Annotated in this window: 17 protein-coding genes; 9 read left to right on the top strand and 8 right to left on the bottom strand. The window is 64.9% G+C overall.

Annotation, left to right across the window (positions count from 1 at the left end; genetic code table 11):
* Positions 1–95 precede the first annotated feature (95 nt).
* The 5 genes from fahA to AB7532_RS02530 form a co-directional block, all read right to left on the bottom strand.
* Positions 96–1,367: a fumarylacetoacetase gene (fahA, locus tag AB7532_RS02550; protein WP_441233267.1), complete on the bottom strand. Its 1,272-nt coding sequence runs from the start codon at positions 1,365–1,367 to the stop codon at positions 96–98.
* Between the two features lie 140 nt (positions 1,368–1,507).
* On the bottom strand, positions 1,508–2,854 hold the full coding sequence (hmgA, locus tag AB7532_RS02545) for a homogentisate 1,2-dioxygenase (protein WP_441233266.1): 1,347 nt from the start codon (positions 2,852–2,854) through the stop codon (positions 1,508–1,510).
* A 2-nt stretch (positions 2,855–2,856) separates the two neighbouring features.
* Positions 2,857–3,813 carry an MBL fold metallo-hydrolase gene (locus AB7532_RS02540; RefSeq protein WP_441233265.1) on the bottom strand — a complete coding sequence of 319 codons (957 nt, stop codon included), beginning with the start codon at positions 3,811–3,813 and terminating at the stop codon, positions 2,857–2,859.
* A 23-nt stretch (positions 3,814–3,836) separates the two neighbouring features.
* The gene (locus AB7532_RS02535) at positions 3,837–4,061 is read right to left on the bottom strand and encodes a DUF2783 domain-containing protein (protein ID WP_027533464.1); all 225 of its coding nucleotides are present in this window, start codon (positions 4,059–4,061) and stop codon (positions 3,837–3,839) included.
* Positions 4,062–4,069: 8 nt separating this feature from the next.
* Positions 4,070–5,686, bottom strand: coding sequence for an FAD-dependent oxidoreductase (locus AB7532_RS02530; RefSeq protein ID WP_441233264.1), 1,617 nt, complete (start codon positions 5,684–5,686; stop codon positions 4,070–4,072).
* Positions 5,687–5,796: 110 nt separating this feature from the next.
* Here AB7532_RS02530 and AB7532_RS02525 point away from each other — a divergent pair, with 110 nt between their 5' ends.
* Positions 5,797–6,333, top strand: coding sequence for a MarR family winged helix-turn-helix transcriptional regulator (locus tag AB7532_RS02525; protein ID WP_441233263.1), 537 nt, complete (start codon positions 5,797–5,799; stop codon positions 6,331–6,333).
* A 186-nt stretch (positions 6,334–6,519) separates the two neighbouring features.
* Here the strand turns inward: AB7532_RS02525 and AB7532_RS02520 are convergent, their stop codons facing one another.
* Entirely contained in the window at positions 6,520–7,326 is an 807-nt protein-coding gene (locus AB7532_RS02520) for an N-acyl homoserine lactonase family protein (RefSeq protein ID WP_441233262.1), read from the bottom strand.
* A gap of 386 nt (positions 7,327–7,712) precedes the next feature.
* On the opposite strand from AB7532_RS02520, the gene AB7532_RS02515 reads away from it, so the two are divergent.
* The 5 genes from AB7532_RS02515 (at position 7,713) to AB7532_RS02495 (ending at position 14,524) form a co-directional block, all read left to right on the top strand.
* Positions 7,713–9,218, top strand: a complete 1,506-nt coding sequence (locus AB7532_RS02515; protein WP_441233261.1) for a caspase family protein — start codon at positions 7,713–7,715, stop codon at positions 9,216–9,218.
* A gap of 145 nt (positions 9,219–9,363) precedes the next feature.
* Positions 9,364–10,035, top strand: coding sequence for an OmpA family protein (locus AB7532_RS02510; RefSeq protein WP_441233260.1), 672 nt, complete (start codon positions 9,364–9,366; stop codon positions 10,033–10,035).
* 158 nt (positions 10,036–10,193) lie between these two features.
* Positions 10,194–11,123 carry an efflux RND transporter periplasmic adaptor subunit gene (locus AB7532_RS02505; RefSeq protein WP_441233259.1) on the top strand — a complete coding sequence of 310 codons (930 nt, stop codon included), beginning with the start codon at positions 10,194–10,196 and terminating at the stop codon, positions 11,121–11,123.
* Positions 11,123–14,254, top strand: a complete 3,132-nt coding sequence (locus AB7532_RS02500) for an efflux RND transporter permease subunit (RefSeq protein ID WP_441233258.1) — start codon at positions 11,123–11,125, stop codon at positions 14,252–14,254. The genes AB7532_RS02505 and AB7532_RS02500 overlap by 1 nt, the downstream gene beginning before the upstream one ends.
* 33 nt (positions 14,255–14,287) lie before the next feature.
* On the top strand, positions 14,288–14,524 hold the full coding sequence (locus AB7532_RS02495; protein ID WP_441233257.1) for a DUF4926 domain-containing protein: 237 nt from the start codon (positions 14,288–14,290) through the stop codon (positions 14,522–14,524).
* A gap of 8 nt (positions 14,525–14,532) precedes the next feature.
* On the opposite strand, the gene AB7532_RS02490 is transcribed toward AB7532_RS02495, so the two are convergent.
* On the bottom strand, positions 14,533–15,207 hold the full coding sequence (locus tag AB7532_RS02490) for a Crp/Fnr family transcriptional regulator (RefSeq protein WP_441233256.1): 675 nt from the start codon (positions 15,205–15,207) through the stop codon (positions 14,533–14,535).
* Between the two features lie 275 nt (positions 15,208–15,482).
* On the opposite strand from AB7532_RS02490, the gene AB7532_RS02485 reads away from it, so the two are divergent.
* The 3 genes from AB7532_RS02485 to AB7532_RS02475 all read left to right on the top strand — a co-directional run bounded on the left by AB7532_RS02485 (position 15,483) and on the right by AB7532_RS02475 (position 21,399).
* Complete coding sequence (locus tag AB7532_RS02485) at positions 15,483–17,576, top strand: AsmA family protein (RefSeq protein ID WP_441233255.1); 2,094 nt, start codon at positions 15,483–15,485, stop codon at positions 17,574–17,576.
* 236 nt (positions 17,577–17,812) lie between these two features.
* Complete coding sequence (locus AB7532_RS02480; protein ID WP_441233254.1) at positions 17,813–20,260, top strand: adenylate/guanylate cyclase domain-containing protein; 2,448 nt, start codon at positions 17,813–17,815, stop codon at positions 20,258–20,260.
* Between the two features lie 311 nt (positions 20,261–20,571).
* Positions 20,572–21,399, top strand: a complete 828-nt coding sequence (locus AB7532_RS02475; RefSeq protein WP_441233253.1) for a hypothetical protein — start codon at positions 20,572–20,574, stop codon at positions 21,397–21,399.
* A gap of 63 nt (positions 21,400–21,462) precedes the next feature.
* Here the strand turns inward: AB7532_RS02475 and AB7532_RS02470 are convergent, their stop codons facing one another.
* Positions 21,463–22,728, bottom strand: coding sequence for a Spy/CpxP family protein refolding chaperone (locus tag AB7532_RS02470; RefSeq protein ID WP_441233252.1), 1,266 nt, complete (start codon positions 22,726–22,728; stop codon positions 21,463–21,465).
* Positions 22,729–22,807 lie beyond the last annotated feature (79 nt).

The following is a 22,807-nucleotide window of genomic DNA, read 5'->3' as shown; positions in this document are numbered from 1 at the left end:
AGGGTGGGCAAAGGCGCACTTGCGCCGTGCCCACCACCTCTCTGTGATTGCGTGGGCACGCTTCGCTTTGCCCACCCTACGAGACCGAAAGCAGCCTATTCCGCCGCCAAGATCGTCCCCTCAACCTCGCCAAACCCGACGCGATAGCCCTCACCCTGGCACCAGCCGCGCATGACGAGGCTGTCGCCGTCCTCCAGGAACGAGCGCTTGACGCCGCCGGGCAGCTCGGCCGGCTCGGTACCATTCCAGCTGATCTCGAGCAGGCTGCCGCGCTGGTTCTTCTCGGGACCGGAGATGGTGCCGCTGCCGAGGAGATCGCCGACATTCATGGCGCAGCCGGAGGAGGCGTGGTGCATGAGCTGCTGCACCGAGGACCAGTACATGTATTTGAAATTGGTGCGGCTGATGCCCGCGGGCGCGTTGGCGCCGGCGGCGCGCAAGGAGACATCGAGCTCCAGATCATAGTTCTGCGCCTTCGCCTGCTTGAGATAGTCGAGCGGCACAGGCTCCTGCTCCGGCCCCTTCAACCGGAACGGCTCCAGCGCCTCGCGCGTGACCACCCATGGGCTGATCGAGGTCGCGAACGCCTTTGCGAGGAACGGACCCAACGGCACATACTCCCATTGCTGGATGTCGCGTGCGCTCCAGTCATTGAGCAGCACGAAACCGAAGATCATCTCCTCGGCCTGCTGTTCTGTGAGCATGCCGCCCATCGGAGAGGGCTGGCCGACCACGACGCCCATCTCCAGCTCGAAATCCAGCCGCTTGCACGGGCCGAAGCTCGGCAGCTCGACATTCGGCGGCTTCAACTGCCCACGCGGCCGCTTCACTTTCGTGCCGGACACGACTACGGTCGAGGCGCGGCCATTATAGGCGATCGGCATATGCAGCCAGTTCGGCTGCAGCGCATTGTCCTTGCCGCGGAACATCACGCCGACATTGGTGGCGTGCTCTTTCGACGAATAGAAATCGGTGTAGCCGGAGACCGCGAACGGCAGATGCAGCCTGGCATCACGAATTGGCACCAGCGCCTGCTTGCGCAGTTCCTCGTTGTCGCGCAATTCCGGATGATCGTGCCGCAACAGCTCGCTAAGTCGCGCCCGCTTCTTCGCCCAGACTTTTGGCCCCAGCGCCATGAAAGGATTGAGCGAGGGTCCGGAGAACACCCCGAGCGGGCCGACATCGAGCCGCGAATCCTGCTCGAGCTCCCAGAGATCGAGCACGTAATTTCCAATCGCAACGCCGACCCGCGGCGTCGGATTGGCCGCGGTCGAGAACACGCCGTAGGGCAGGTTCTGGATCGGGAAGTCGGAGGCGGGATCGACCTCGATGAAGGAGCGGAGGCTGGGATCGTTGGGGTGGGGCATTGGTTTCCTGCCAGATGTTTTGGACAGTTTCTCGGCCGTCATTCCGGGGCGCGCGGAGCGCGAGCCCGGAATCCATACTCACGATCGTGGTTATGGATTCCGGGCCCGCGCCTTCGGCGCATCCCGGAATGACGAAGTAATTACGGCCTGTTCGGATCGAACCGCTTCTCGAGTCCCTTCCAGCAATCCGCGTAGTCGTCCTGCAACGTCGCCGCGTTCGCGGCATGCGCGGTGACCCGCTGCGGGTAGCGGGTCTCGAACATGAAGGCCATGGTGCCTGTGAGCTTCACCGGTTTCAGCTCACCATTGCTGGCGTGCTCGAAGGCATCGCGATCGGGACCGTGCGGCAGCATGCAATTGTGGAGCGAGATGCCGCCCGGGACAAACCCTTGCGGCTTGGCATCATACACGCCGTAGATCAGGCCCATGAACTCGCTCATGATGTTCATGTGGTACCACGGCGGACGGAACGTGTTGTCGGCAACCATCCAGCGCTCGGGGAAGATAACGAAATCGATATTCGCTGTGCCCGCCGTCTCCGACGGCGAGGTCAGCACCGTGAAGATCGAGGGATCGGGATGGTCGAACCCGATCGCGCCGACCGGCGAGAAGGCACGCAGATCGTATTTGTAAGGCGCGTAATTGCCGTGCCAGGCGACGACGTCGATCGGCGAATGCGGCAAATTCGTCTTGAACAGCGCGCCGCCCCATTTCACGTAGAGCTCGGTCGGCGTGTCCTTGTCCTCGTAATGCGCGACCGGCGTGAGGAAATCGCGCGCATTCGCGAGGCAATTGGCGCCGATCGGCCCGCGCTCCGGCAGCGTGAAGGCGCCGCCGTAGTTTTCGCAGAGATAGCCGCGCGCCGGACCGTTCGGAATCTCGACGCGGAACTTGACGCCGCGCGGGATTACCACGATCTCGCCGGGCTCGGCGTCGATGCGGCCGAACTCGGTGACAAGACGAAGATTGCCCTGCTGAAGCACGAACATCAGCTCGCCGTCGGCGTTGTAGAAGTGCTGGTCCACCATCGACTTGGTGATGAGGTAGACATGCGCGGCCATGCCGGCCTGCGTATTCACATCCCCCGCCGTCGTCATGGTCTGCACACCCCCGAGGAAAGTCATGTCCTCCTTCGGGATTGGCGCCGGGTCCCAGCGCATCTGCGCGATCGGCAGATCATATTCGTGGCACGGCGCCGAGCGCCACAGGCCGCCATCGGCCTTTTCGAACCGACCGGAATGCTTCACCGAGGGACGGATGCGATAAAGCCAGGAGCGCTCATTGGTGCCGCGCGGCGCGGTGAAGGGCGAGCCCGAAAGCTGCTCGGCATAGAGCCCGTAGGCGCAGCGCTGCGGCGAGTTGCGCCCGATCGGCAGCGCGCCCGGCAGCGCCTCGGTCTCAAAACTGTTGCCGAAGCCGGACATGTAGCCCGGCGTCACCTGCGCCGAGCTGCGGATGATCTGATCAGGCGAGGTGTTGATATTCATGACTATCCTCCTCCTTGCAAAGCGGCCCACATCTCCTGGTCGCGCTTGTCGGTCCAGATCACGGGATCGTCGATCCCCGATGCTTCGTCATAGGCGCGCGAGACGTTGAACGGCAGGCAGTGCTCGTAGATGGCGAAGCTGTGGAATTTCGGATCCATCACTTCGCGGGTCGCCGCCATCGATTCCTTCAGCGTGCGGCCCTTGGCGACCGAGACTTCAGCAGCGCCATAGAGCGACGTCACGAAGTCGCGCGTCATCGCGATGGCTTCACGCACCGTGGACGTGCCCTTGAGCGCATCGCCGCGGCCCGGCGCGATCGCCTTCGGATTGAAGTTGCGGATCTCGTTCAGCGTCAGCGGCCATTCCCGCAAATGCGCGTCGCCGCAATAGCAGGCCGAGTGATATTCGATGAGATCGCCGGAGAACATGACTTCGGCATCCGGTACCCAGGCAACGATGTCGCCTGAGGTGTGGCCGGCCCCTAACTGCATCAGCCGTACCTCGCGCTTGCCGAGATAGATCGACATCTCGCCTTCGAAGGTCAGCGTCGGCCAAGTCAGGCCGGGAATGCTCTCGGCATCCTGGAACAGGCGCGGAAAGCGGCCGTATTCGGAATCCCAATCCTGCTGACCTCGTTCCTCGATCAACCGATAGGTCTCTTGAGAGGCCACGACGCCCTGCGCCTTGTAGGCGGAGGCGCCCAGCACGCGCACGGCGTGATAGTGCGAGAGCACGACATATTTGATCGGCTTGTCGGTGACAGTGCGGACGCGCTCGATCACCTTGTTGGCCATCGCCGGCGTCGACTGCGCGTCGAACACCAGACAGCCGTCATCGCCGACGATGATCGCGGTGTTCGGATCGCCCTCGGCGGTGAAAGCATAGAGATCGGTGCCGATCTCTGAGAAGGTGATCTTCTTCTCGGAGAGATCGCCGGTGGATGCGAAGTTCTTCGCCATCAGTTTGTCCTTAAGTCTTGGGGTTATTGTTGTTGCTGCTGTTGCTGCTGGCCGTCGACCATGCGGCGTTTCGCCAGCACGAGCGCTTCCCGCAGCACGTCGATGTCGCCGATATGGTTGGCGAGGATCAGAACCAGCGCGGCATCGAAATCCGCGCTCTGCTCATCGGTGAGGCCACGATGCGCCTCGACGATGGCGCGAAAGGCGTCATCAGGCCGCGCGAAATTGGAGCTGGTGGAAAGCGGCATGCGAAACCTCAATTCAAGCCTGCGGCGCGCGATAACGCTGCCGTAATCGCCTCGCGCGTCGGATGGCGAAAGCGCGCAGCGACGTAGCCATCGGGCCTGAGCAGATAGGCGGCACCCGGCTCGGCGTCGTAACGCTTGGCGACGAGGCCGGCGGGGTCGGAAATCCCACTGTCACCGCCGATGCGGATATCCTTAACGCCGTCAGGCGCGTCGATCGCCGCGCCATTGCTGAACGACAGCAGGGTGAAGTCTGTTCCACCTTCGCGGAAGGCGTCCGTCAGATAGCCCTGCTCGCCAACGGGAGCGTCAAGCATGGAACAGCCGGGCAATGGTCCGCCGCGCCACGCATCAGAATCGCGCGACGACAAGGGCGAGTCATAACTGCATGGCACCGAGAGACGACCGCCATTGACCATGCGCTTGCCGAACTCGGTTTCCTTGGCCAGCGACAGCACCGCCTTGCGAAGCCGCGCCTCCTGATGCGAGTTCGGCGCCATGAAATCGGTCGAGCGGGTGGATTCGCGGATGTTCTCGTCGGCAGCCGCGCTGCGCTCGACATGGTAGCTCTCGAGCAGGCTCGCGGGCGAAGTGCCGCGCAGCACGCGATCGAGCTTCCAGGACAGATTCTCGGCGTCCTCGAGTCCCGAATTTGCGCCGCGCGCGCCAAAGGGCGAAACCTGGTGCGCGGAATCGCCGGCAAAAATCACCCGGCCATGGAGGAAGCGATCCATTCGCCGGCACTGAAATTTATACAGCGAGATCCACTCGAAGTCGAACTTGTCGTGGCCGAGCATGCGCGCGATCCGCGGCCGCACGTTCTCCGGCTTCTTCTCGACGGCGGGATCGGCATAACGATTGAGCTGAAGATCGATGCGCCAGACGTCGTCGGGCTGCCGGTGCAGCAGCGCTGAACGCCCTGCATGAAACGGCGGATCGAACCAGAACCAGCGCTCGGTCGGGAATTCCGCGGTCATCTTGACGTCGGCGATCAGGAACTGGTCCTCGAACACCTGACCTGCGAAATCGGCACCGACCATCTGCCGCAGCGAGGAGCGCGCGCCGTCGCAGGCAACGACATATTGCGCGTGCAGGCGATAGGCGCCGTCGGGGGTCTCGATCGTCAACGAGACAGCATCATTGCGCTGCTCGACCGCCGTCACCTTGTTGCGCCAACGCAGGTCGATATCAGACAGATCGCTGATGCGATCGACCAGATAGGCCTCGGCGTAATATTGCTGGAGGTTGATGAAGGCCGGCCGCTTGTGGCCGTCTTCCGGCAACAGGTTGAATTGATAGAGCTGTGACTCGCCGTGAAAAATGCGGCCGACGCTCCACACCACGCCCTTCTCGACCATGCGATCGGCGACGCCGAGCCGGTCCCAATATTCCAATGACCGCTTGGAGAAGCAGATCGCGCGCGAGCCCTCGCCGATACGGTCGGCGTCATCCAGAAGGATGACGCGCTGGCCTCGCTGAGCAAGATCAATGGCGAGCGACAGGCCGACCGGACCTGCGCCGACGATCACGATCGGATGCTCGGCCGGACTTTGACCCGGGCGATCCTGATCGGGGTGGCGGCGATAGCCGAACTGGGTTTTGGCCTGATGCATATTGGCCGGCGCCATACGCTCACCTCGGCTCTGGTCAGAAGAGGACTGATCTGCTAGATAGTCTCACGTGCAACTATTTTGGACCGGAGCCGGCCGGCCGTCAACTGGAATTCGGAGCGCTCTCCTTGGCGAGGACATCCAGCGACATCGCGCTGAAGACACGGCAGGCCGACGAGGCTTCTCCGAAGACACGGCTCGACCTGTTCAAATTCGTGCCGTTCCGCCTCAACCGGCTTGCGGCGGAAGTCAGTGCCGCGCTGTCGGTCGAATATCAGGAACGTCACGGCCTCGACATTCCGGCCTGGCGCGTGATCGCCACGCTCGGTTTTCGCAACGATGCCTGTAGCGCGCAGTACATCTCGCAATGCACGCGCACGCACAAATCCACCATCAGCCGCGCGGTGACCACCTTGCTGCACGAGGACCTGATCGAGAGGGTCGAGAACGAAGCCGACCGCCGCGAATTCCGCCTGCAACTGACGAAGAAGGGCCGCGCGCTCTACGAAGAGCTGTTCCCGCAATTGCTGCGGCGGGAAGACGAGATCCTCGCCTGCCTCACCGCGCCGGAGCGCAAGCAGCTCTCCGCGCTGCTCGGCAAGATCGAGGAGAGCCTCGATCTGATCCAGACCAGCGAAGAGGCCGACGCCAAGCAGGCGTATTGAACGAGGCCCCGGCGTAGCGCGGTCCCGTCATCCTGAGGTGCGAGGCGCTCGATGCGAAGCATCGTGCGGGGAGCCTCGAAGGATGAGCGGCCCCGATGCACCCGGGCCGTCGCCCTTCGAGGCTCGCCGAAGAGGCGAGCACCTCAGGGTGACGGTGATGGAGTAGCGCTCACTCTCTTTAGGCCATCACTTCGCAAACGACCGCGACGGCGGCAGATGCAGCGCCCAGGCATCGACCTTGTCGCTGGCGCGCGGATAGATCTCCGTCACGATCGGATCATGGCCGGGGATGAATCTGTCGGGATGACCGGCGAGGCGTTCGATCGTTTCCCATCCCTGCGCCATGTCGCCGATATTGAGGACAATCGGGAACGGGCTGCGGCGCTGCAGATTGGCGTAGTAATGCGCGGCATCGGAGGCCAGCACCACCGGCCCGCGCGCGGTCTCGACCTTGACCACCTGCAAGCCATCGGAATGGCCACCGACACGATGCACGGTCACGCCAGGCGCGATCTCGCCGTCGCCCGAATAGAAAGTGACGCGCTCACCATAGACATGGCGAACCATCTGCGTGACGTGCTCGACCGAGAACGGATGTCGCAACAAGCCGTTACACATGCAGCGTCCGGTCGCATACGCCATTTCGCGCTCCTGGAGATGGAAGCGCGCGCTCGGAAAGCGATCGAGATTGCCGGCGTGGTCGTAATGCAGATGCGTCACGATGATGTCGCGAACGCTCGAGGCCGCGACACCAAACCGCTCCAGTGCATCGACCGGATTGAGCGTCAGCTTGCGCGCCCGCGAGGTCGCCTCCTCGGCATTGAAGCCGGTATCGACCAGGATCTCGCGGCCGCCGCCGCGGATCAGCCAGACGAAATAGTCGAGATCCTGCGCCGCACTGTCGTGCGGATCGGGCGCCAGGAAGTTCATGTTGGGGGTGCGCGGCGTCATCGTCGCATAGCGCAGGGCGTAGATTTCGTAGGCGTTTCCCATGGTCTTGCTTTTTCTTGAGTTGGATCTTGCGGGACGATCGCGCGCACCAAGCCATTGTCCGCCGCAAAGGTCAAACGCCGGGCGTTGCGACAGAGGCAGGCCTGCAATGTGAGACCAATCACATTCTCGCCGCCATAACAGCCCTAAGACATGACGGCCCTGAGGTGGGCGCTGCAATGCCCAACCCAATCGTGTCGAGCGCAACCGTGACAGCCCGTTTATTCCCCTCGCAACGTTCCCATGCATCGCGGTCAATTGTCGCGATAACACCTAAACTCCAAGCGGTTGACGCCCCCCTCCCCCGGTTTGATAATGCACATTGCGTAAGTTAAGGTCGCCGCGGCGCAAGCTGGTAACGGCGCCTTTTTGGCTGGACCGCGCTCATTATGAAAATTCGCTTCCTTTTTCTTCTGCCCTTGCTCGTTTCGCTCGTCCCGGCCACGCCATCCCTGGCCGCCGGCGACCGTTTCGCGCTGATCATCGGCAACGCCAAATATCCGGACGCGGATGCCCCGCTGAAGGAACCGCTCAACGATGCGCGCGACGTCGCCGATGAGCTCAAGCGCGACGGCTTTTCCGTCGAGATCGGCGAGAACCTGACCGGCGACGGCATGCGCCGCGCCTTCGACAAGCTCTATGGCAAGATCAAGCCGGGCTCGGTGGCGCTGGTGTTCTTCAGCGGTTTCGGCATCCAGTCGGCGCGCCAGAGCTACATGCTGCCGATCGATGCGCAGATCTGGACCGAATCCGACGTGCGCCGCGACGGTGTCAGCCTCGAGACCGTGCTCGGCGAGCTCAATACCCGCGGCGCGGGCGTCAAGATCGCGCTGATCGATGCGAGCAGGCGCAACCCCTTCGAGCGCCGGTTCCGCAGCTTCTCGGCAGGCCTGACCCCGGTCATCGCACCGAACGGCACGCTGGTGATGTATTCCGCGGCGCTGGCTTCGGTGGTCTCGGACGCCGGCGGCGAGCACAGCCTGTTCGTCCAGGAGCTCCTCAAGGAAATCCGGGTCCCCGACCTGATGGCCGAGGAGACGCTGAACCGCACCAAAATGGGCGTCACCCGCGCCTCGCGCGGCGAGCAGGTGCCGTGGATCTCGTCTTCGCTCGCCGAAGATTTTTCGTTCATTCCGGGTGCCGCAGGGTCCCGCCCGCCGGTGACACCGCCACCGCCGCCACCGCCGGCGGTCGTCGCCAACAACCCGCCTCCGGCTCCGCCATCACCGCCCCCGGCGCCGAAGCCGGCCGACGCGGTGGCTACGCCTGCCCCCGGACCGGCTCCGTCGCCGAAACCGCAGGTCGAGGCCGCCCTGCCCCCGGCACCACCGCCGGTGAAGCCGGCCGATCCCGCTCCGGCGCCGAGCCTGGATAATGGGCCGAACCCGGCCGTGCTGGCGGAGGATCCGACCATCAAGGGCCTGACGGCCAAGATCGCGGCCAATCCTGACGACGTGAACGCGCTGTACCGGCGTGGCCAGGTCTATGCCAGCAAGGGTGCCTACGGCCTTGCCATCAAGGATTTCGACGACACGCTCCGGATCAACTCGAAGGACGTCGAGGCGCTGAACAACCGCTGCTGGACCCGCACCGTGATCGGCGACCTCCAGGGGGCGTTGAAGGATTGCAACGAGGCCTTACGGCTACGGCCGAACTTCGTCGACGCGCTGGACAGCCGGGGGCTCGTCAATCTGAAGTCGGGCGCGGTCAAGAACGCCATTTCCGATTTCGACGCGGCTTTGAGGATCAACCCGCGCCTGACCTCCTCGCTCTATGGCCGCGGGATTGCCAAGCAGCGTAACGGCTCGGCGCAGGAAGGCGCGCTCGACATCGCCAATGCCAAGGCGATGGACCCGAACATCGTTCAGGAATTCGCAAGCTACGGAGTACGCTAGTATTTTTTTGAGTTGAGGCAGGCAACGCCTCGAACCCCGGGCGGCCCCGCGAAGACTAACGAACGGATGCCGCAGGCGGCCTTTCCCGGGGGGCCTATTGCAGGAATTTTGGAACCACGCAGGTTCTGCGCAGGAGGGACTGGCAATGAGATTGGCTGCAAAGGGATTTACCGCGATCCTGTCCATCGTCACGGTCGGCGCCGCTCTGTCGCTGACGACCCCGCTCGCCTTTGCGGGTGACGACGGCAACAGCAAGAACGTCACCGAGGACGAAATCGTGCGCGCGCTGGCGCCGCCGCCAAAGAAGCCACTGACCCGCGGCCTCTCGATCGCCCCGCAGGCCGATCCCGCGCCGAACGCGGCTGAGACCAAGCTGATCCAGTCGGTGCGCGGTCGCTCGACCCGCTCGCTGTCGTCGACCGAGCGCGAGGAGATCGCCTCCGCCGCCAAGGACAAGCCGAATATCGATCTCGAGATCACCTTCGACTACAACTCGGCCAATATCAGCGCCAAGTCGATGTCGTCCGTGCAGGCGCTCGGCCGCGCGCTGACCAGCCCCGATCTGAAGGGCTCGACCTTCGTGGTGGCCGGCCACACCGACGCCGCCGGTGGCGAGGGTTACAATCAGGAACTGTCGGAGCGTCGCGCCGATTCGATCAAGCGCTACCTCGTCGACAAGTACAGCATCTCCGCGACCGACCTCGTCACCGTCGGCTACGGCAAGAGCAAGCTGAAGGACCCGGGCCAGCCGATGGCGGAAGTCAATCGACGCGTGCAGGTCGTCAACATGGAAAACAAGACCACCGCATCGAAGTAAGCACGACGCAATCCGTTGAAGTGACCAGTCGTGATGTGGTGTAAAGTCTTGCTTCCAACGCGCGTCCCGCAGCCTTGCGGGACGCCGCTTCATTTCAGGGAAACGCTCTTCATAGGCCTCGTGCGGATGGCCGTGAGCCAGGCCAGGACAATCCGGCGATGAACGTCTCCGACTATCTCAAGCCTGCCGGAACCGTGGTGTTCGTCGTTGCGCTCGGCGTCGGCTATTATCTGTTCGAGCATCGCAAGCGCCCCGAGGTGAAGGAGACGCCGAGCGAGGCGCTCGTCATCGTGACGAAATCGACCAATGCCTGCTTCTCCGACCTCGTGCGGGTGACCGGCTTCTTCGTGCCCCGCCGAGAGGCCGTCGTCGTCGCCGACCAGGAAGGATCGAGGGTCACCGACCTCTTCGTCACCGAAGGCACCATGGTCACCGACAATCAGGAGCTGGCGCGCCTGACAGCGCCGCCGCAGATCCCCGGCCAGCCGCAGCGGCCCGGCCCGCAAGGCCCGGTCTCGCTGAAGGCGCCCGCGCCGGGCCTCGTCACCGAAGTTCGCACCATCGTCGGTGCGCCCGCGTCCCCGCAGGCCGGCCCGATGTTCCGTATCGCCGTCAACAACGAGATCGAGCTCGACGCCCAGGTCCCGGCGGTGCACATGCCCAAGCTCAGCCCCGGCGCCACCGTGCGCATCAGCCGCGACGACGCGCCCGATCTGATCGGCCGGGTCCGGCTGGTGGCGCCCGAAATCGACCGCGCCACCCAGCTCGGCCGGGTCCGCATCAGCGTCACCAACAATCCCTCGCTGAAGGTCGGCGTGTTCGCCCGCGCCTCAATCGACGCCAAGCGCAGTTGCGGCGTCTCGATTCCCAAGACCGCGATCGACCATCTCACCGTGCAAGTCGTCAAAGGCAACGTGGTCGAGACACGCAAGGTGCGGGTCGGGCTCTCCTCCGACAGCGCCACGGAAATCCTTGAAGGCGTCGAGGTCGGCGAGATCGTCGTCGCCGACGCCGGCTCTTCGCTCCATGACGGCGACCAGATCAAGACCATGTTCGCCGATGAACTCGATCGCACACGGGTACGCTGATGGCTCTCAATATCTCGGCTTGGTCGATCCGGAATCCCCTGCCGTCGGTCGTCTTCTCGATCATCCTCCTGGTCCTCGGCTGGGTCTCCTTCACCAAGCTTGCGGTGACCCGGCTGCCTTCGGCCGACATTCCCGTGATCTCGGTCGCGGTGTCGCAATTCGGCGCAGCGCCCGCCGAGCTTGAATCCCAGGTCACCAAGACGGTCGAAGACGCCGTCTCGGGCGTCGAGGGCGTGCGGCACATCACCTCGCAGATCACCGACGGCCTGTCGGTCACCACCATCCAGTTCGCGCTGGAGACCAACACCGACCGCGCGCTCAACGACGTCAAGGACGCGGTGACGCGCGTGCGCTCGAACCTGCCGCAAAACGTCACCGAGCCGCTGATCCAGCGCGTCGATGTCATCGGCCTGCCGATCGTCACCTATGCCGCGATCTCGCCCGGCAAGACGCCGGAGCAGCTCTCCTATTTCGTCGACGACGTGGTCAAGCGCGCGCTGCAGGGCGTCCGCGGCGTCGCCCAGGTCGAGCGCATCGGCGGTGTCGAGCGCGAGATCCTGGTCTCGCTCGATCCCGACCGCCTGCAATCGATGGGGCTGACGGCCGTCAATGTCAGCCAGAGCCTGCGCGGCACCAATGTCGACGTCGCCGGCGGCCGCGCCGAGATCGGCAAGAACGACCAGGCGATCCGCACCCTCGCCGGCGCCAAGACACTGGGCGATCTCGCCGGCACCATGATTCCGCTGTTCGGCGGCGGCGAGGTCCGGCTCGACGATCTCGGCACGGTGACCGACACCATCGCCGATCGCCGCACCTTCGCCCGCTTCAACGGCGAGCCGATCGTCGCGCTCGGCATCAAGCGCTCCAAGGGCGCCAGCGACGTGAAGGTGGCCGAGGCCGTGCAGAAGCGCGTCGACGCGCTCAAGGCCACCTATCCCGACGTCGACCTGAAGGTGATCGACACCTCGGTCGAATATACCAACGGCAATTACCACGCGGCGATCTCGACCCTGTTCGAAGGCGCGATCCTCGCCGTCGTCATCGTGCTGCTGTTCCTGCGCGACCTGCGCGCCACCATCATCGCCGCGATCTCGCTGCCATTGTCGATTTTCCCGGCGTTCTGGGCGATGGACCTGCTCGGCTTCTCGCTGAACCTCGTCAGCTTCCTCGCCATCACGCTGTCGACGGGTATTCTGGTCGACGACGCCATCGTCGAGATCGAGAACATCGTCCGGCACATGAACATGGGCAAATCGCCCTACCGCGCCGCACTCGAAGCCGCCGACGAGATCGGCCTCGCGGTGATCGCGATCTCGCTGACGATCATCGCGATCTTCGCACCCGCGAGCTTCATGTCGGGCATCGCCGGACAGTTCTTCAAGCAGTTCGGCATCACCGTTTCGGTGCAGGTGTTCTTCTCGCTGCTCGCCGCGCGCTTCGTCACGCCGGTGCTTGCCGCCTACTTCCTCAAACACGGCAATCACGAGGAGCCGCCGCCCGGCCGCGTGCTGAGGTCCTATCACAGGATCGTGGCCTGGTCGGTGAAGCACTATTTCATCACGGTGCTGGTCGGCTTCGGCGTCTTCGCCGCCTCGATCTGGAGCATTACGCTGCTACCGCAGGGCTTTCTGCCGGCGCAGGACAGCTCGCGCTCACTGGTCGCCCTCGAGCTGCCGCCAGGCACCCAGCTCGCCTACACCGAAAAGGTCACCGAGGACATCGTCGCGCGTCTGCGCAAGCGGCCTGAGGTGAAGAGCATCTTCGTCGACGGCGGGCGCGTTCCACCGGGCACCCAGGAAGTCCGGCGCGCCGCCTTGATCATCAACTACACGCCGAAGGACAGCCGCGACATCACCCAGCGCGAGCTCGAGTTCTCGATCAGCCAGGAGTTGGAGAACATCCCCGACATCCGCTTCTGGTTCCTCGACGAGAATGGCCTCCGCGCCATCTCGCTGGTGGTGACCGGCGCAGACGCCAATATCGTCAACAACGTCGCCAGCGAGCTCGCGACGCAGATGAAGCGGATTCCGACCATCTCCAACGTGATCTCGGAGACCACGCTGGAGCGGCCCGAGCTGCGCATCGAGCCGCGCGCCGATCTCGCCGCGCGCCTCGGCGTCTCGACCGAAAGCCTGTCGCAGACCATCCGCGTCGCCACCATCGGCGACGTCGGACCCGCGCTCGCCAAGTTCGATGTCGGTGATCGTCTGGTGCCGATCCGCGTCCAGCTCGAGGATGCCGCGCGCGGCAATCTGAAGACGCTCGAACAATTGCGCGTGCCGCTCGGCGAGCGCGGCGAGAAGGGCGGCGTGCCGCTGTCCGTCATCGCCGACGTCAAGCTCGACCAGGGTCCGACCAGCATCAACCGCTACGATCGTGAACGGCAGGCGACCGTCGCCGCCGACCTCGTCGGCTCCGCCGCGCTCGGCGACGCCACCAAGAAGATTTACGACCTGCCGGTGATGAAGAGCCGGCCGAAGGGCGTGAAGGTCTCACCCTCCGGCGACGCCGAGAGCCTCAACGAGCTGTCCGACGGTTTTGCGACTGCGATCACGGCCGGCCTGATGATGGTCTACGCGGTGCTGGTGCTGCTGTTCGGCACCTTCCTCCAGCCGATCACCATCCTGTTCTCGCTGCCGCTCTCGATCGGCGGCGCGATCGCCGCCCTGCTCGTCACCGGCAAGCAGCTCACAACGCCGGTGTGGATCGGCATCCTGATGCTGATGGGCATCGTCACCAAGAACGCGATCATGCTGGTGGAGTTCGCGATCGAAGCCATTCACGCCGGCAAGCCGCGCGACGAAGCCATGATCGACGCCGGCATGAAGCGCGCCCGCCCGATCGTGATGACCACGATTGCGATGGCTGCGGGCATGATGCCGAGCGCGCTCGCGGTGGGCGCCGGCGGCGAGTTCCGCTCGCCGATGGCACTCGCGGTGATCGGCGGCCTGATCTTCTCGACCATCCTGTCGCTGGTGTTCGTGCCCGCGATGTTCATGGTGATGGACGATCTCGGCGCCCTGATCTGGCGCTTCGCCAAGCGGCTGATCGTGCACAGCGAGGACGCCGAAACGGACGGTCATCACGAAGCCGCACCGGCACCGAAAAGCGCGCATCCTGCGGCGGAGTAGAGTTCGGCCGAACGGCGGCAAAACCAGGTTGCCATGACGAGTGCAGCAAGCAAGGAAAGTCGGCCTCCGGCGACACAGGATGTCGTCGCATTGTTGGCGAACCTTCCAGAGCATCGATTGGCGCGAGGAAACGTCGGCACGATCGTCGAGGAACTCGACGACGGGACGATGCTCGTCGAATTTAGTGACGATGATGGACGACCATACGCCGTCGCCCCATGCCCGCGATCAGAGTTGCTGACTTTGCACTATGTGCCGGAAGCAGCTTAGCTTCCTCCCTACTCGTTCCGCGCGATCGCGGTCAGCTTGGTCATGTTCCGCAGCAGGATACGGCCGCGCTGGAGATCGAGGATCGCTTCCTTGCGCCAGGCCTGAAGCTGGCGGTTGACGCTCTCGCGGGCGGCGCCAACGAATACGCCGAGTTGCTCCTGCGAGATGTGCACCTCGGAACCGAAATCCGCGGCGAGCGCGCACAGCCGTCGCGCCAGGCGAACCGGCAGCGGCTGCAGCATGGATTCCTCCATCCGCTCGCTTTGCCAGCGGATGCGCTGGCACAGCAGCCCAATGATCTTGATCGCGACCTTCGGCTCGCGTTCGAGGAAGGCGAGGAAATCTTCGCGCCGCAGCACGAACAATTCGCTGACCTCGCCAGCGGTCGCGTCCGCGGTGCGATTCTGGCCGTCCAGCACAGCAACCTCGCCGAACAAATCGCCCGGCCCCATGAAGTTGAGCGTCAGCCGGCTGCCGTCGGAGGCGCCGGTCTCGATGCGGACCTGGCCGCGGCGCACGCCGTACAGCGCGTCCCCGGCGTCGCCCTTCTGGAACAGCACCTCGCCATTCCCGAGATGCTGGGTGTGGCAGAGATTGGACAAACGCTGAAGCTCGTCCGCGCCGAGATCGGCGAACATCGCATTCATCTTCAGGATGACCGCAAATTCGGCCTGCTTGCTCATTTCAACTTCCTTGTGAATCTTCTTGGTCAGTTTTCTTGGCCGGTTGCCTTCGAAAGTTTACCTGGCCAGTGTCCTTGGCAAATCGCTTGGAACCATCAACATCAGGATCGCGTAAAACCGCGCCGGGGAAGTGTGTCATAAGTCACATAACTTTGCAGCTCCCCCTGACTATTTTTACGCGCTTGGAGCCGCTTCCCGTCCGGGGATAAACTCAAGCGCAAAGGACGGGCAGGCGGCCGGATTCGGCGCCGAGTGTCCGTCGTTGGAAAGTCGACATGAGAGCAGTGAAATTCGCCGGCGCGGCGTTGGCCGCCGTCATCATCGTGATCGCACTCCTGCTCGTGGTCGGGATCCCCTCGGGATTCCTGACCACGACGATTGCCTCGAAGGTCGAAAGCGCGACCGGCTACCGCCTGTCGATCGACGGCACCACCAAGATCAGCATCTGGCCGACGCTGAACGTCACGTTGAACGACCTCACGCTCCAGGACCCCAAGGACCGCAGCGGCATTACGCGCCTCACGGTCGACAGCGTGCAGGCCGACATGTCGCTCGCGAGCGTGTGGTCGGGCCGTCCGAAGATCAGCGAGCTCGTCGTCACCCATCCCGTGCTCTACCAGCCGCTGCTGCGTGACCGTCTGCCGAACGCGAGTGTCTCGTCGAAGCCGCTCGCCATCGACGCGGAGGCAGCGACCATCGACCGCGTCAGGATTACCGACGGCGAGATCGCATTCTCGCGCCTGCGCGATCGGATCGAGGGCCGCGTCAGCGCCATCAACGCCGATGCCGTCGTCGGCCGCGACCGCAAGGTCAGCATCAGCGGCACCGCGCGCGTCGGCGATCACCCGACCAAGTTCGACATCAAGGCGACGACGCCTCCTTCGCAAACCGACCGGCCGACCATTCCAGTGGATTTCGCCATCGATATGCCTGATGTGCTGAAGTCGCAGCTCACCGGCCACGCCGAGATGCGGCTCAACGGCGACGTCGTGATGATCAACAGCGTGAACGGCAGGCTCGGCGACGGCTCGTTCAACGGCTGGGCCTCGGTCGACATTGCGAGCAAGCCGCTGGTCAAGGTCGATCTCGACTTCCAGCGTCTTGCGATTCCGCTGGCGAAAACGCCTGATGGCGCGTCGGGACAGCCGTGGAGCAATACGCCGATCGACGTGTCCGGGCTCAATTACGTCGATGCGCAGATCAGGATCTCCGCGAACGAGGCCGTGATCGGCGATGCGCGCCTTGCACCGCTCGCGCTCGACGCGAAGCTCGCCGGCGGCGTGCTGAAGGCCGGCACCGCCAATCTCGGCGCCTATGGCGGCCAGGTCTCGGGCGAGGTGATCCTCGATGCGACCACCGGCGCGCCGAGCTTTGCCATGCATTCCGATCTCGTCGGCGTGCGTGCCCTGCCGCTGCTCCAGGGCCTTGCGGAATTCGACCGGATCGACGGCAAGCTGCAGGCCAAGCTCGCACTGCGCAGCGCCGGCCCGAGCCAGCGCGCGCTGATGGCGAACATGCAGGGCACCGCCTTCGTCAACTTCCAGGACGGCGCCATCCGCGGCATCAATGTCGCGCAGATGATCCGCTCGCTGACATCGGGCACGCTGACCGGCTGGCAGGACAACCAGAGCGCCAGCAACGAGCAGAGCACCGATTTGTCGCAGCTCTCCGCGTCGTTCCGCATCGACAAGGGCCAGGCGGTGACCACCGATCTGAATCTGATCGGACCGCTGGTGCGCGTCACCGGCGCCGGCACCATCGCGCTCGACACCAAGATGATGGGTTTTCGCGTCGAGCCGAAGCTCGTGATGACAACCGAAGGCCAGGGCCGCACCAATGATCCTGTCGGCTTCGGCATCCCCGTGATGATCCAGGGCACCTGGTCGCAGCCCAGGATCTACCCTGACATGGCCGGCATGCTCGACAATCCCGATGCCGCCTACGCCAAGCTGCGCGAGATGGGCAAGGGCCTGTTCGGCCCCGACGGCGCCGGTCTCGGCAACATTCTCGGCAGCCTTGGTAATCTTGGTCTCGGCGGCACCGCCGCGCCGGGTGGCGGCAATACGGCCGGCAACGCCAATCCGCAAGGTCAGCAGCCGGGCCAGAACAATCCGCTCGGCGGTCCCTTGGGCGAGGCGATCGGCAATCTGATCCAGCAGGGATTGTCCGGCAGCCCCGGAACGAACCCCGGCGCCGGCACTGCGACAGGCACCGGCCGGAGCCGCAGCCTGCCGGCAACGCCAACCAGTCCCGCTCCGCAGGCCTCGCCGGCACCTCAAGCCCAGCCTCAGGCCCAGGACGACACGCCGGTGGCGCAGCAGGACAGTCAGCCGATGAACGACGTGCTGCGGCAGCTCTTCAATCGATGATGGGCGGACCAACGCTCTGGACTCCACGCCAATCCCTTACATCGGCCGTCCCGCCCGCCGCTTCATCCGAACGGATGAGGCTGCGACAATTCACCACCCTTTTGCCCCACCCCGGCGTCTCCAGCGGGTAACCACGCCGGCCGGTCCACCGGCCGCCCGGCCCAAATTATGGTAGAAGGGCTATCGGGCCGGTACGGCCCGTAGCGCCGGCGTCGATGGCGGCGCGAGAGGATCTGATGGCGGGAGCGAAAGACAAGACACGGTTTCTGCGCGAGGGCCTGTTCGCCAAATATGTCGTCTCCCTCGTCGGCCTCGTCGTGTTCGTGCTCGCCGTCAACGGCGCGATGGAGACCTGGATCTCCTATCGCGCCACCAAGACACAGCTGACCGACGGGCTCGAGGACAAGGCGCAGGCCGCCGCGCGGCGGATGGAGCAGTCGATCTCCGAGCTCGAGCGCCAGATCAGCTGGGTGACGCGCGCGAGCCAGGACACGCTCGAGAAGCGTCGCGCCGACTACGCTTCGCTGCTGCACCAGGTCTCGGTCGTCAACCAGCTGTTCCAGCTCAACGGCGAGGGTCGCGAGGTGCTGCGCGTCTCGCGCCAGTCGACCACGACCGGCGGCAATGCCGACCTCTCCCGCGACATGCGCTTCACCGACACCGTCGCCCGCGGCGTCAGCTACGCGCCGGCCTGGTTCTCCGACCGGACGCCGCTGATGTCGATCTCGGTGGCGCATTCCGGCTTCAATGCCGGCGTCACCGTGGCTGAGATCGATCTCAGCTTCCTCTCCGACTTCCTGTCCGACGCCCAGGTCGGCAAGGCGGCGTTCGCCTATGTGGTCGACCCGCGCGGCCGCGTGCTGGCGACGTCGTCGAAGGGCCCCGATGTCGGCAAGGATCTGTCGAAGCTGCCGCAGGTGGCGGCCGCGATCACGCCCGGCCGCGAGCCCGATACGTCAGGCACCGATTTCAACGGCCATGCGGTGATGAGCGCCGCGAGCACCGTGCCGAAGCTCGGCTGGAACGTGATGTTCGAGCAGCCGACCACGCAGGCCCTGATGCCGATCCGCGACCAGCTGGTGCGCATCGCGCTGCTGATCGGCATGGGCCTGATGGTCGCGATCCTCGCCGGCACGCTGCTGGCGCGCCGCATGATCATACCGATCACCGCGCTGCGCGACGGCGCACACAAGCTCGGCGAAGGCGATTTCAGCCATCGCATCGACGTGAAGACCTCGGACGAGCTGGAAGATCTCGCCGGCCAGTTCAACCGCATGGCCGGCCAGATCCAGGAGACCTATTCGAATCTCGAAACCAAGGTCGACGAGCGCACCCGCGATCTGGCGCAGTCGATCAACGAGCTGAAGGTGCTGGAAGAGGTCGGCCGCGCGGTGGCCTCCTCGCTCGATCTCAACGCCGTGCTGCCGACCATCGCGGCGCGCGCGATCGAGATCACCCATGCCGATGCGGTGCTGATCTACGGCTATGACGCGGCGGCGCGCCGCTTCAACCTGGTCGAGTCCAACGGCATCGACAAATCGGCCGACGGCGCGCACGTCACCATCGGCGAAGGCGAAAACATCCTGAGCGATGCCGCGGCGAGCGGCGAGCCGATCGCGATCGCCGATCTCGACCACGCGGCCGGGCAGCCGCTGCGCGACGTCGCGATCGAGGCCGGCTTCCATTCGGTGCTGGTGGTGCCGCTGGTGGACCAGCAGGGCACGCTCGGCTCGCTGGTGGTGCTGCGCCGCGCCAGCGGCGAGTTCGCCGAAAGCATCATCGGGTTGATGCGCACCTTCGCCAACCAGGCCGTGCTGGCGATGCGCAATGCGCGGCTGTTCACCGAGGTCGACGACAAGAGCCACGCGCTGGAGGCGGCGCACGAGACGGTGCGCGCGCAGGCCGACAAGCTGCGCGTGCAGACCGAGCAGCTCAAGGATTGGAACAAGTCGCTGGAGGAGCGCGTCGCGACCCAGCTCGGCGAGATCGAGCGCATTCGCAAGCTGGAGCGCTTCCTGGCACCGCAGGTGGCGCAGCTGATCGCCTCCTCCGACAGCCCCGAGGGGCTGCTTACCAGCCAGCGCCGCGAGGTCACCGTGGTGTTCTGCGATCTGCGCGGCTTCACCGCGTTCACGGAGGCGACCGAGCCGGAAGAGGCGATGAACGTGCTGCGCGAATATCACGCAGCCCTCGGCAAGCTGATCTTCAAATACGAAGGCACGCTCGACAAATATGCCGGCGACGGCGTGATGATCCTGTTCAACGCGCCGATCCAGTTCGAGGACCACACAGAGCGCGCGGTGAAGATGGCGGTGGAGATGCGCGACACGATCGGCCCGCTGACCGAGCGCTGGCGCAACCGCGGACACAGCCTCGGCTTCGGCATCGGCATCGCCGTCGGCTATGCCACGCTCGGCCAGGTCGGCTTCGAGCAGCGGCTGGAATATGCCGCGATCGGCAGCGTCACCAACCTCGCCTCCCGCCTCTGCGGCGAAGCCAAGCCCAACCAGATCGTCGTCAGCCGCCGCGTCTACGGCATCGTCGAACCATGGGTCGAGGCGCAAGCGCTCGACGATCTCCAGCTCAAGGGCTTCAATCATCCCGTGCTGGCGATGGAGATTCTGAGCTGGCACGAGCAGGTGGACAACGTGGTGGATGCGTCGGCCGCGCGGCGGCGGGGTTAGGCGCCCAAAACAAAAACGCGAAAACAACCCCATGCACAGTAGGCGGGGGCTGTGAAATCAATGCCTTGCGGCAGTGCTCAGTCGCAGCCCGACCAGGCGCTTTGACACGTCGGGCAAAACACTGGCAGAGTGGCATCCTCGGGCGATCGGGCGGCATCTCTGCACGCTGGCATTTTTCGCCGCGTCAAACGCCTCCCCACGAACCACATCCCTCCTCCCCGCGACTAACCCTCGCCTCACCATCGAGGCCTGACTTCGAACGGGAGACGACCGTGGCGTTTGCCTTGCCTTCGCGTGCTTATGATTTGCAGATGCTGGACCGGCCCGTCGATCGCGCGCGCGACCAGGGCTGGGTCTATGGCCTGCCGCCGGGGATCGAGAGCGAGCAATGGCCGCTCGATCCCGTCACCGGTTTTCCGCTGATGCACGGCTTCACGCTGCTGCTGCCGGAGGATTATCGAGTGCATGGCGACGACATCGTCGCGGTGTCGTTCTTTGCGACCCCGCCCGATCACAACGACGGCGGCGCGCCTGACGACCCTGAGATCCGCGAGGTGGTGATGGCACGGCCTGCGCATCCGCGCCTGTCGCGCATGACCGATATTCTCGATTACGAATATGCTGCGCTGCTGCTCACTCAAGCAGAATACGAGGGCGCGTTCGCGACGCCGCCGGCACCGCTTGCGCTGGCCACGGTCGACCGGCCGCGCTGGCTCGATGTCGGCGGCGCCAATGCTTTCTTCGAAGCCGCCGCGCCGTATGCGAAGAAGATGTTTGCCGCGTCGCCGCGCAGCGATCTCGCCGAGACCCGCGCCATCGCGCTGACGCCGCGTGCGACCGACCCCAATGCCGGCAAGGGCCCGCAGGACGAGCCCACAAGGCAAAACCCGCCGACCGGCTATCAGCCCTATTACTACTATCTCGGCGGCGTGCCGAGCCGCGACAATTTCCGCCTGCACGAGTGGGGCAAGGACCACGCCCACAACCATCTCGGCGGCACCATGCGGCCGTGCCAGGCGGTGCCGGAGATGAGCCCGTTCTACATCGAGTTCGAGGAATATCTTGGCGGCTACAATTTTGGTGGCGGCAACGCGCAGCTCGATTTTAGGGATATGAAGTTCGACTGGGCGTGTGGCTAGGTTTTTTGTTTGACGCGTTTTCTTGACGCGAACCGGTATCCACTTCGCTCGAAAACGCTCTCATCACGCCCCGCGCTTCGGCCCCATGGCCTCGAAGCCCGCCTTTTGCTCGTCGCTCAGATCAGCCTCGAAATCGTCGAGCGCGTCGCCGACGCCTCTCACGGCTTGCAGCATCGTCTCCAGCCGCGCCTTCACGGCGGCGAGGCGGGCCTGCGATGTTTCCGCGGCCTTTGAGGGACAGGCGCTGAGCGTCTCCATCGTGCGCAGCGTGGTGTCCTGGAGCACGTCGAGGCGGGCGCGCGCGGTGTCGTCGAGCTTGAGCGTGGACGCGATATCGGCGGGCCATTGCTGCTGGAGAAGCTGCTCATACTGGCGCTGGGCCTGCACATCATAGCGGGGATCGTAGCCGGCCTCGCAGGCTGCCGGCACCTGAGCGTTCTTTGCCTGCGGATTCTTTTGCTGCCCGGCTGCGAGCGCAGCGCGGCGCTCATTGGCGAGCGCATCGAGCTTTGCCCTCTGGCCGTCGTCGAGCAGACCTTCGAATTTTGCCAGCGACGGCGCGACGGCGTCTGTCGACTTGATCATCGCCTCGAGGCGCGTCTGCATCAGGCCGAGGCGCTCGGATGCGTTCGCCGGCGCCTGCGCCGGGCAGGCGGTGCGGATCATGTCGCGCGCCGCGATCCAGGCGGCGGCGAGCTCGTCGAGCGCGGTGCGCTGCAATTCGTTCGGCTGCACCGCGGCGGCGATGCGCTCGACCGGCAGGCCGCCGGTGTCGCTGGCATCGCAGATGCCGTCGAGGGTCGGGACTTTTCGTCCGCGCTTGACCTGCGGCGAGGCGTAGGCGGCGAGCTCGGCCGCCGCATAGGGCGCGAAGATCGCGGCGTAGATGTCGCCATAGCCGTAGAGTGAGAGGCTGGTCGGATCGCCGAAGACGACAGCGGTGGTGAGGTCGTCATGCGCGTAGGGCCAGAACACCGGGCCGACCCAGCCGTAGCTGCCGTCGGGATGACGCCACCAGCCTTTCGGGTTACGGCCACCGTGCCAGCCCGACAGCGCCGCCTGCGCTGTGAGCGCCGCACGCAAGATATAGGGATTGGGCGGTTGCCAGCGCTCGGCGCCGCGCGGATCCTGCGATCGCAAAGCAGCCGCGCGATAGCGTCCACCGCGCACCGCCATGCGGGAATGGCGCAGCCGCGACATGCCCATGACGTGACCGACGGCAAACCGGGCAACGCCGAGCGGACCACCGCGCATTCCGAACTGGGCCTCGGCCTTATCAGGCAGCAGCACGGCCGCAACCACGAGGGCCGCGCCGAGCGCCAGCCCCATGTGTGATCCCGGAACGACCGCTGACCTGACCACTTCCTGGTCCTCCTCAGCACCAAGAGCGCACCGCGCCGCATCGTGA

Source organism: Bradyrhizobium sp. 930_D9_N1_4 (assembly GCF_052076015.1).
Lineage (GTDB): Bacteria > Pseudomonadota > Alphaproteobacteria > Rhizobiales > Xanthobacteraceae > Bradyrhizobium.
The sequence above is the reverse complement of the archived record's forward strand: the minus strand, read 5'-3'. Positions and strand labels throughout refer to the sequence as shown.

Bases quoted from the DNA above. Each gene is read 5' to 3' on its own strand.
- fahA (WP_441233267.1), bottom strand. From the start codon at position 1,367: ATGCCCCACCCCAACGATCCCAGCCTCCGCTCCTTCATCGAGGTCGAT.
- hmgA (WP_441233266.1), bottom strand. From the start codon at position 2,854: ATGAATATCAACACCTCGCCTGATCAGATCATCCGCAGCTCGGCGCAG.
- AB7532_RS02540 (WP_441233265.1), bottom strand. From the start codon at position 3,813: ATGGCGAAGAACTTCGCATCCACCGGCGATCTCTCCGAGAAGAAGATC.
- AB7532_RS02535 (WP_027533464.1), bottom strand. From the start codon at position 4,061: ATGCCGCTTTCCACCAGCTCCAATTTCGCGCGGCCTGATGACGCCTTT.
- AB7532_RS02530 (WP_441233264.1), bottom strand. From the start codon at position 5,686: ATGGCGCCGGCCAATATGCATCAGGCCAAAACCCAGTTCGGCTATCGC.
- AB7532_RS02520 (WP_441233262.1), bottom strand. From the start codon at position 7,326: ATGGGAAACGCCTACGAAATCTACGCCCTGCGCTATGCGACGATGACG.
- AB7532_RS02515 (WP_441233261.1), top strand. From the start codon at position 7,713: ATGAAAATTCGCTTCCTTTTTCTTCTGCCCTTGCTCGTTTCGCTCGTC.
- AB7532_RS02510 (WP_441233260.1), top strand. From the start codon at position 9,364: ATGAGATTGGCTGCAAAGGGATTTACCGCGATCCTGTCCATCGTCACG.
- AB7532_RS02505 (WP_441233259.1), top strand. From the start codon at position 10,194: ATGAACGTCTCCGACTATCTCAAGCCTGCCGGAACCGTGGTGTTCGTC.
- AB7532_RS02500 (WP_441233258.1), top strand. From the start codon at position 11,123: ATGGCTCTCAATATCTCGGCTTGGTCGATCCGGAATCCCCTGCCGTCG.
- AB7532_RS02495 (WP_441233257.1), top strand. From the start codon at position 14,288: ATGACGAGTGCAGCAAGCAAGGAAAGTCGGCCTCCGGCGACACAGGAT.
- AB7532_RS02490 (WP_441233256.1), bottom strand. From the start codon at position 15,207: ATGAGCAAGCAGGCCGAATTTGCGGTCATCCTGAAGATGAATGCGATG.
- AB7532_RS02485 (WP_441233255.1), top strand. From the start codon at position 15,483: ATGAGAGCAGTGAAATTCGCCGGCGCGGCGTTGGCCGCCGTCATCATC.
- AB7532_RS02480 (WP_441233254.1), top strand. From the start codon at position 17,813: ATGGCGGGAGCGAAAGACAAGACACGGTTTCTGCGCGAGGGCCTGTTC.
- AB7532_RS02475 (WP_441233253.1), top strand. From the start codon at position 20,572: ATGCTGGACCGGCCCGTCGATCGCGCGCGCGACCAGGGCTGGGTCTAT.
- AB7532_RS02470 (WP_441233252.1), bottom strand. From the start codon at position 22,728: ATGGGGCTGGCGCTCGGCGCGGCCCTCGTGGTTGCGGCCGTGCTGCTG.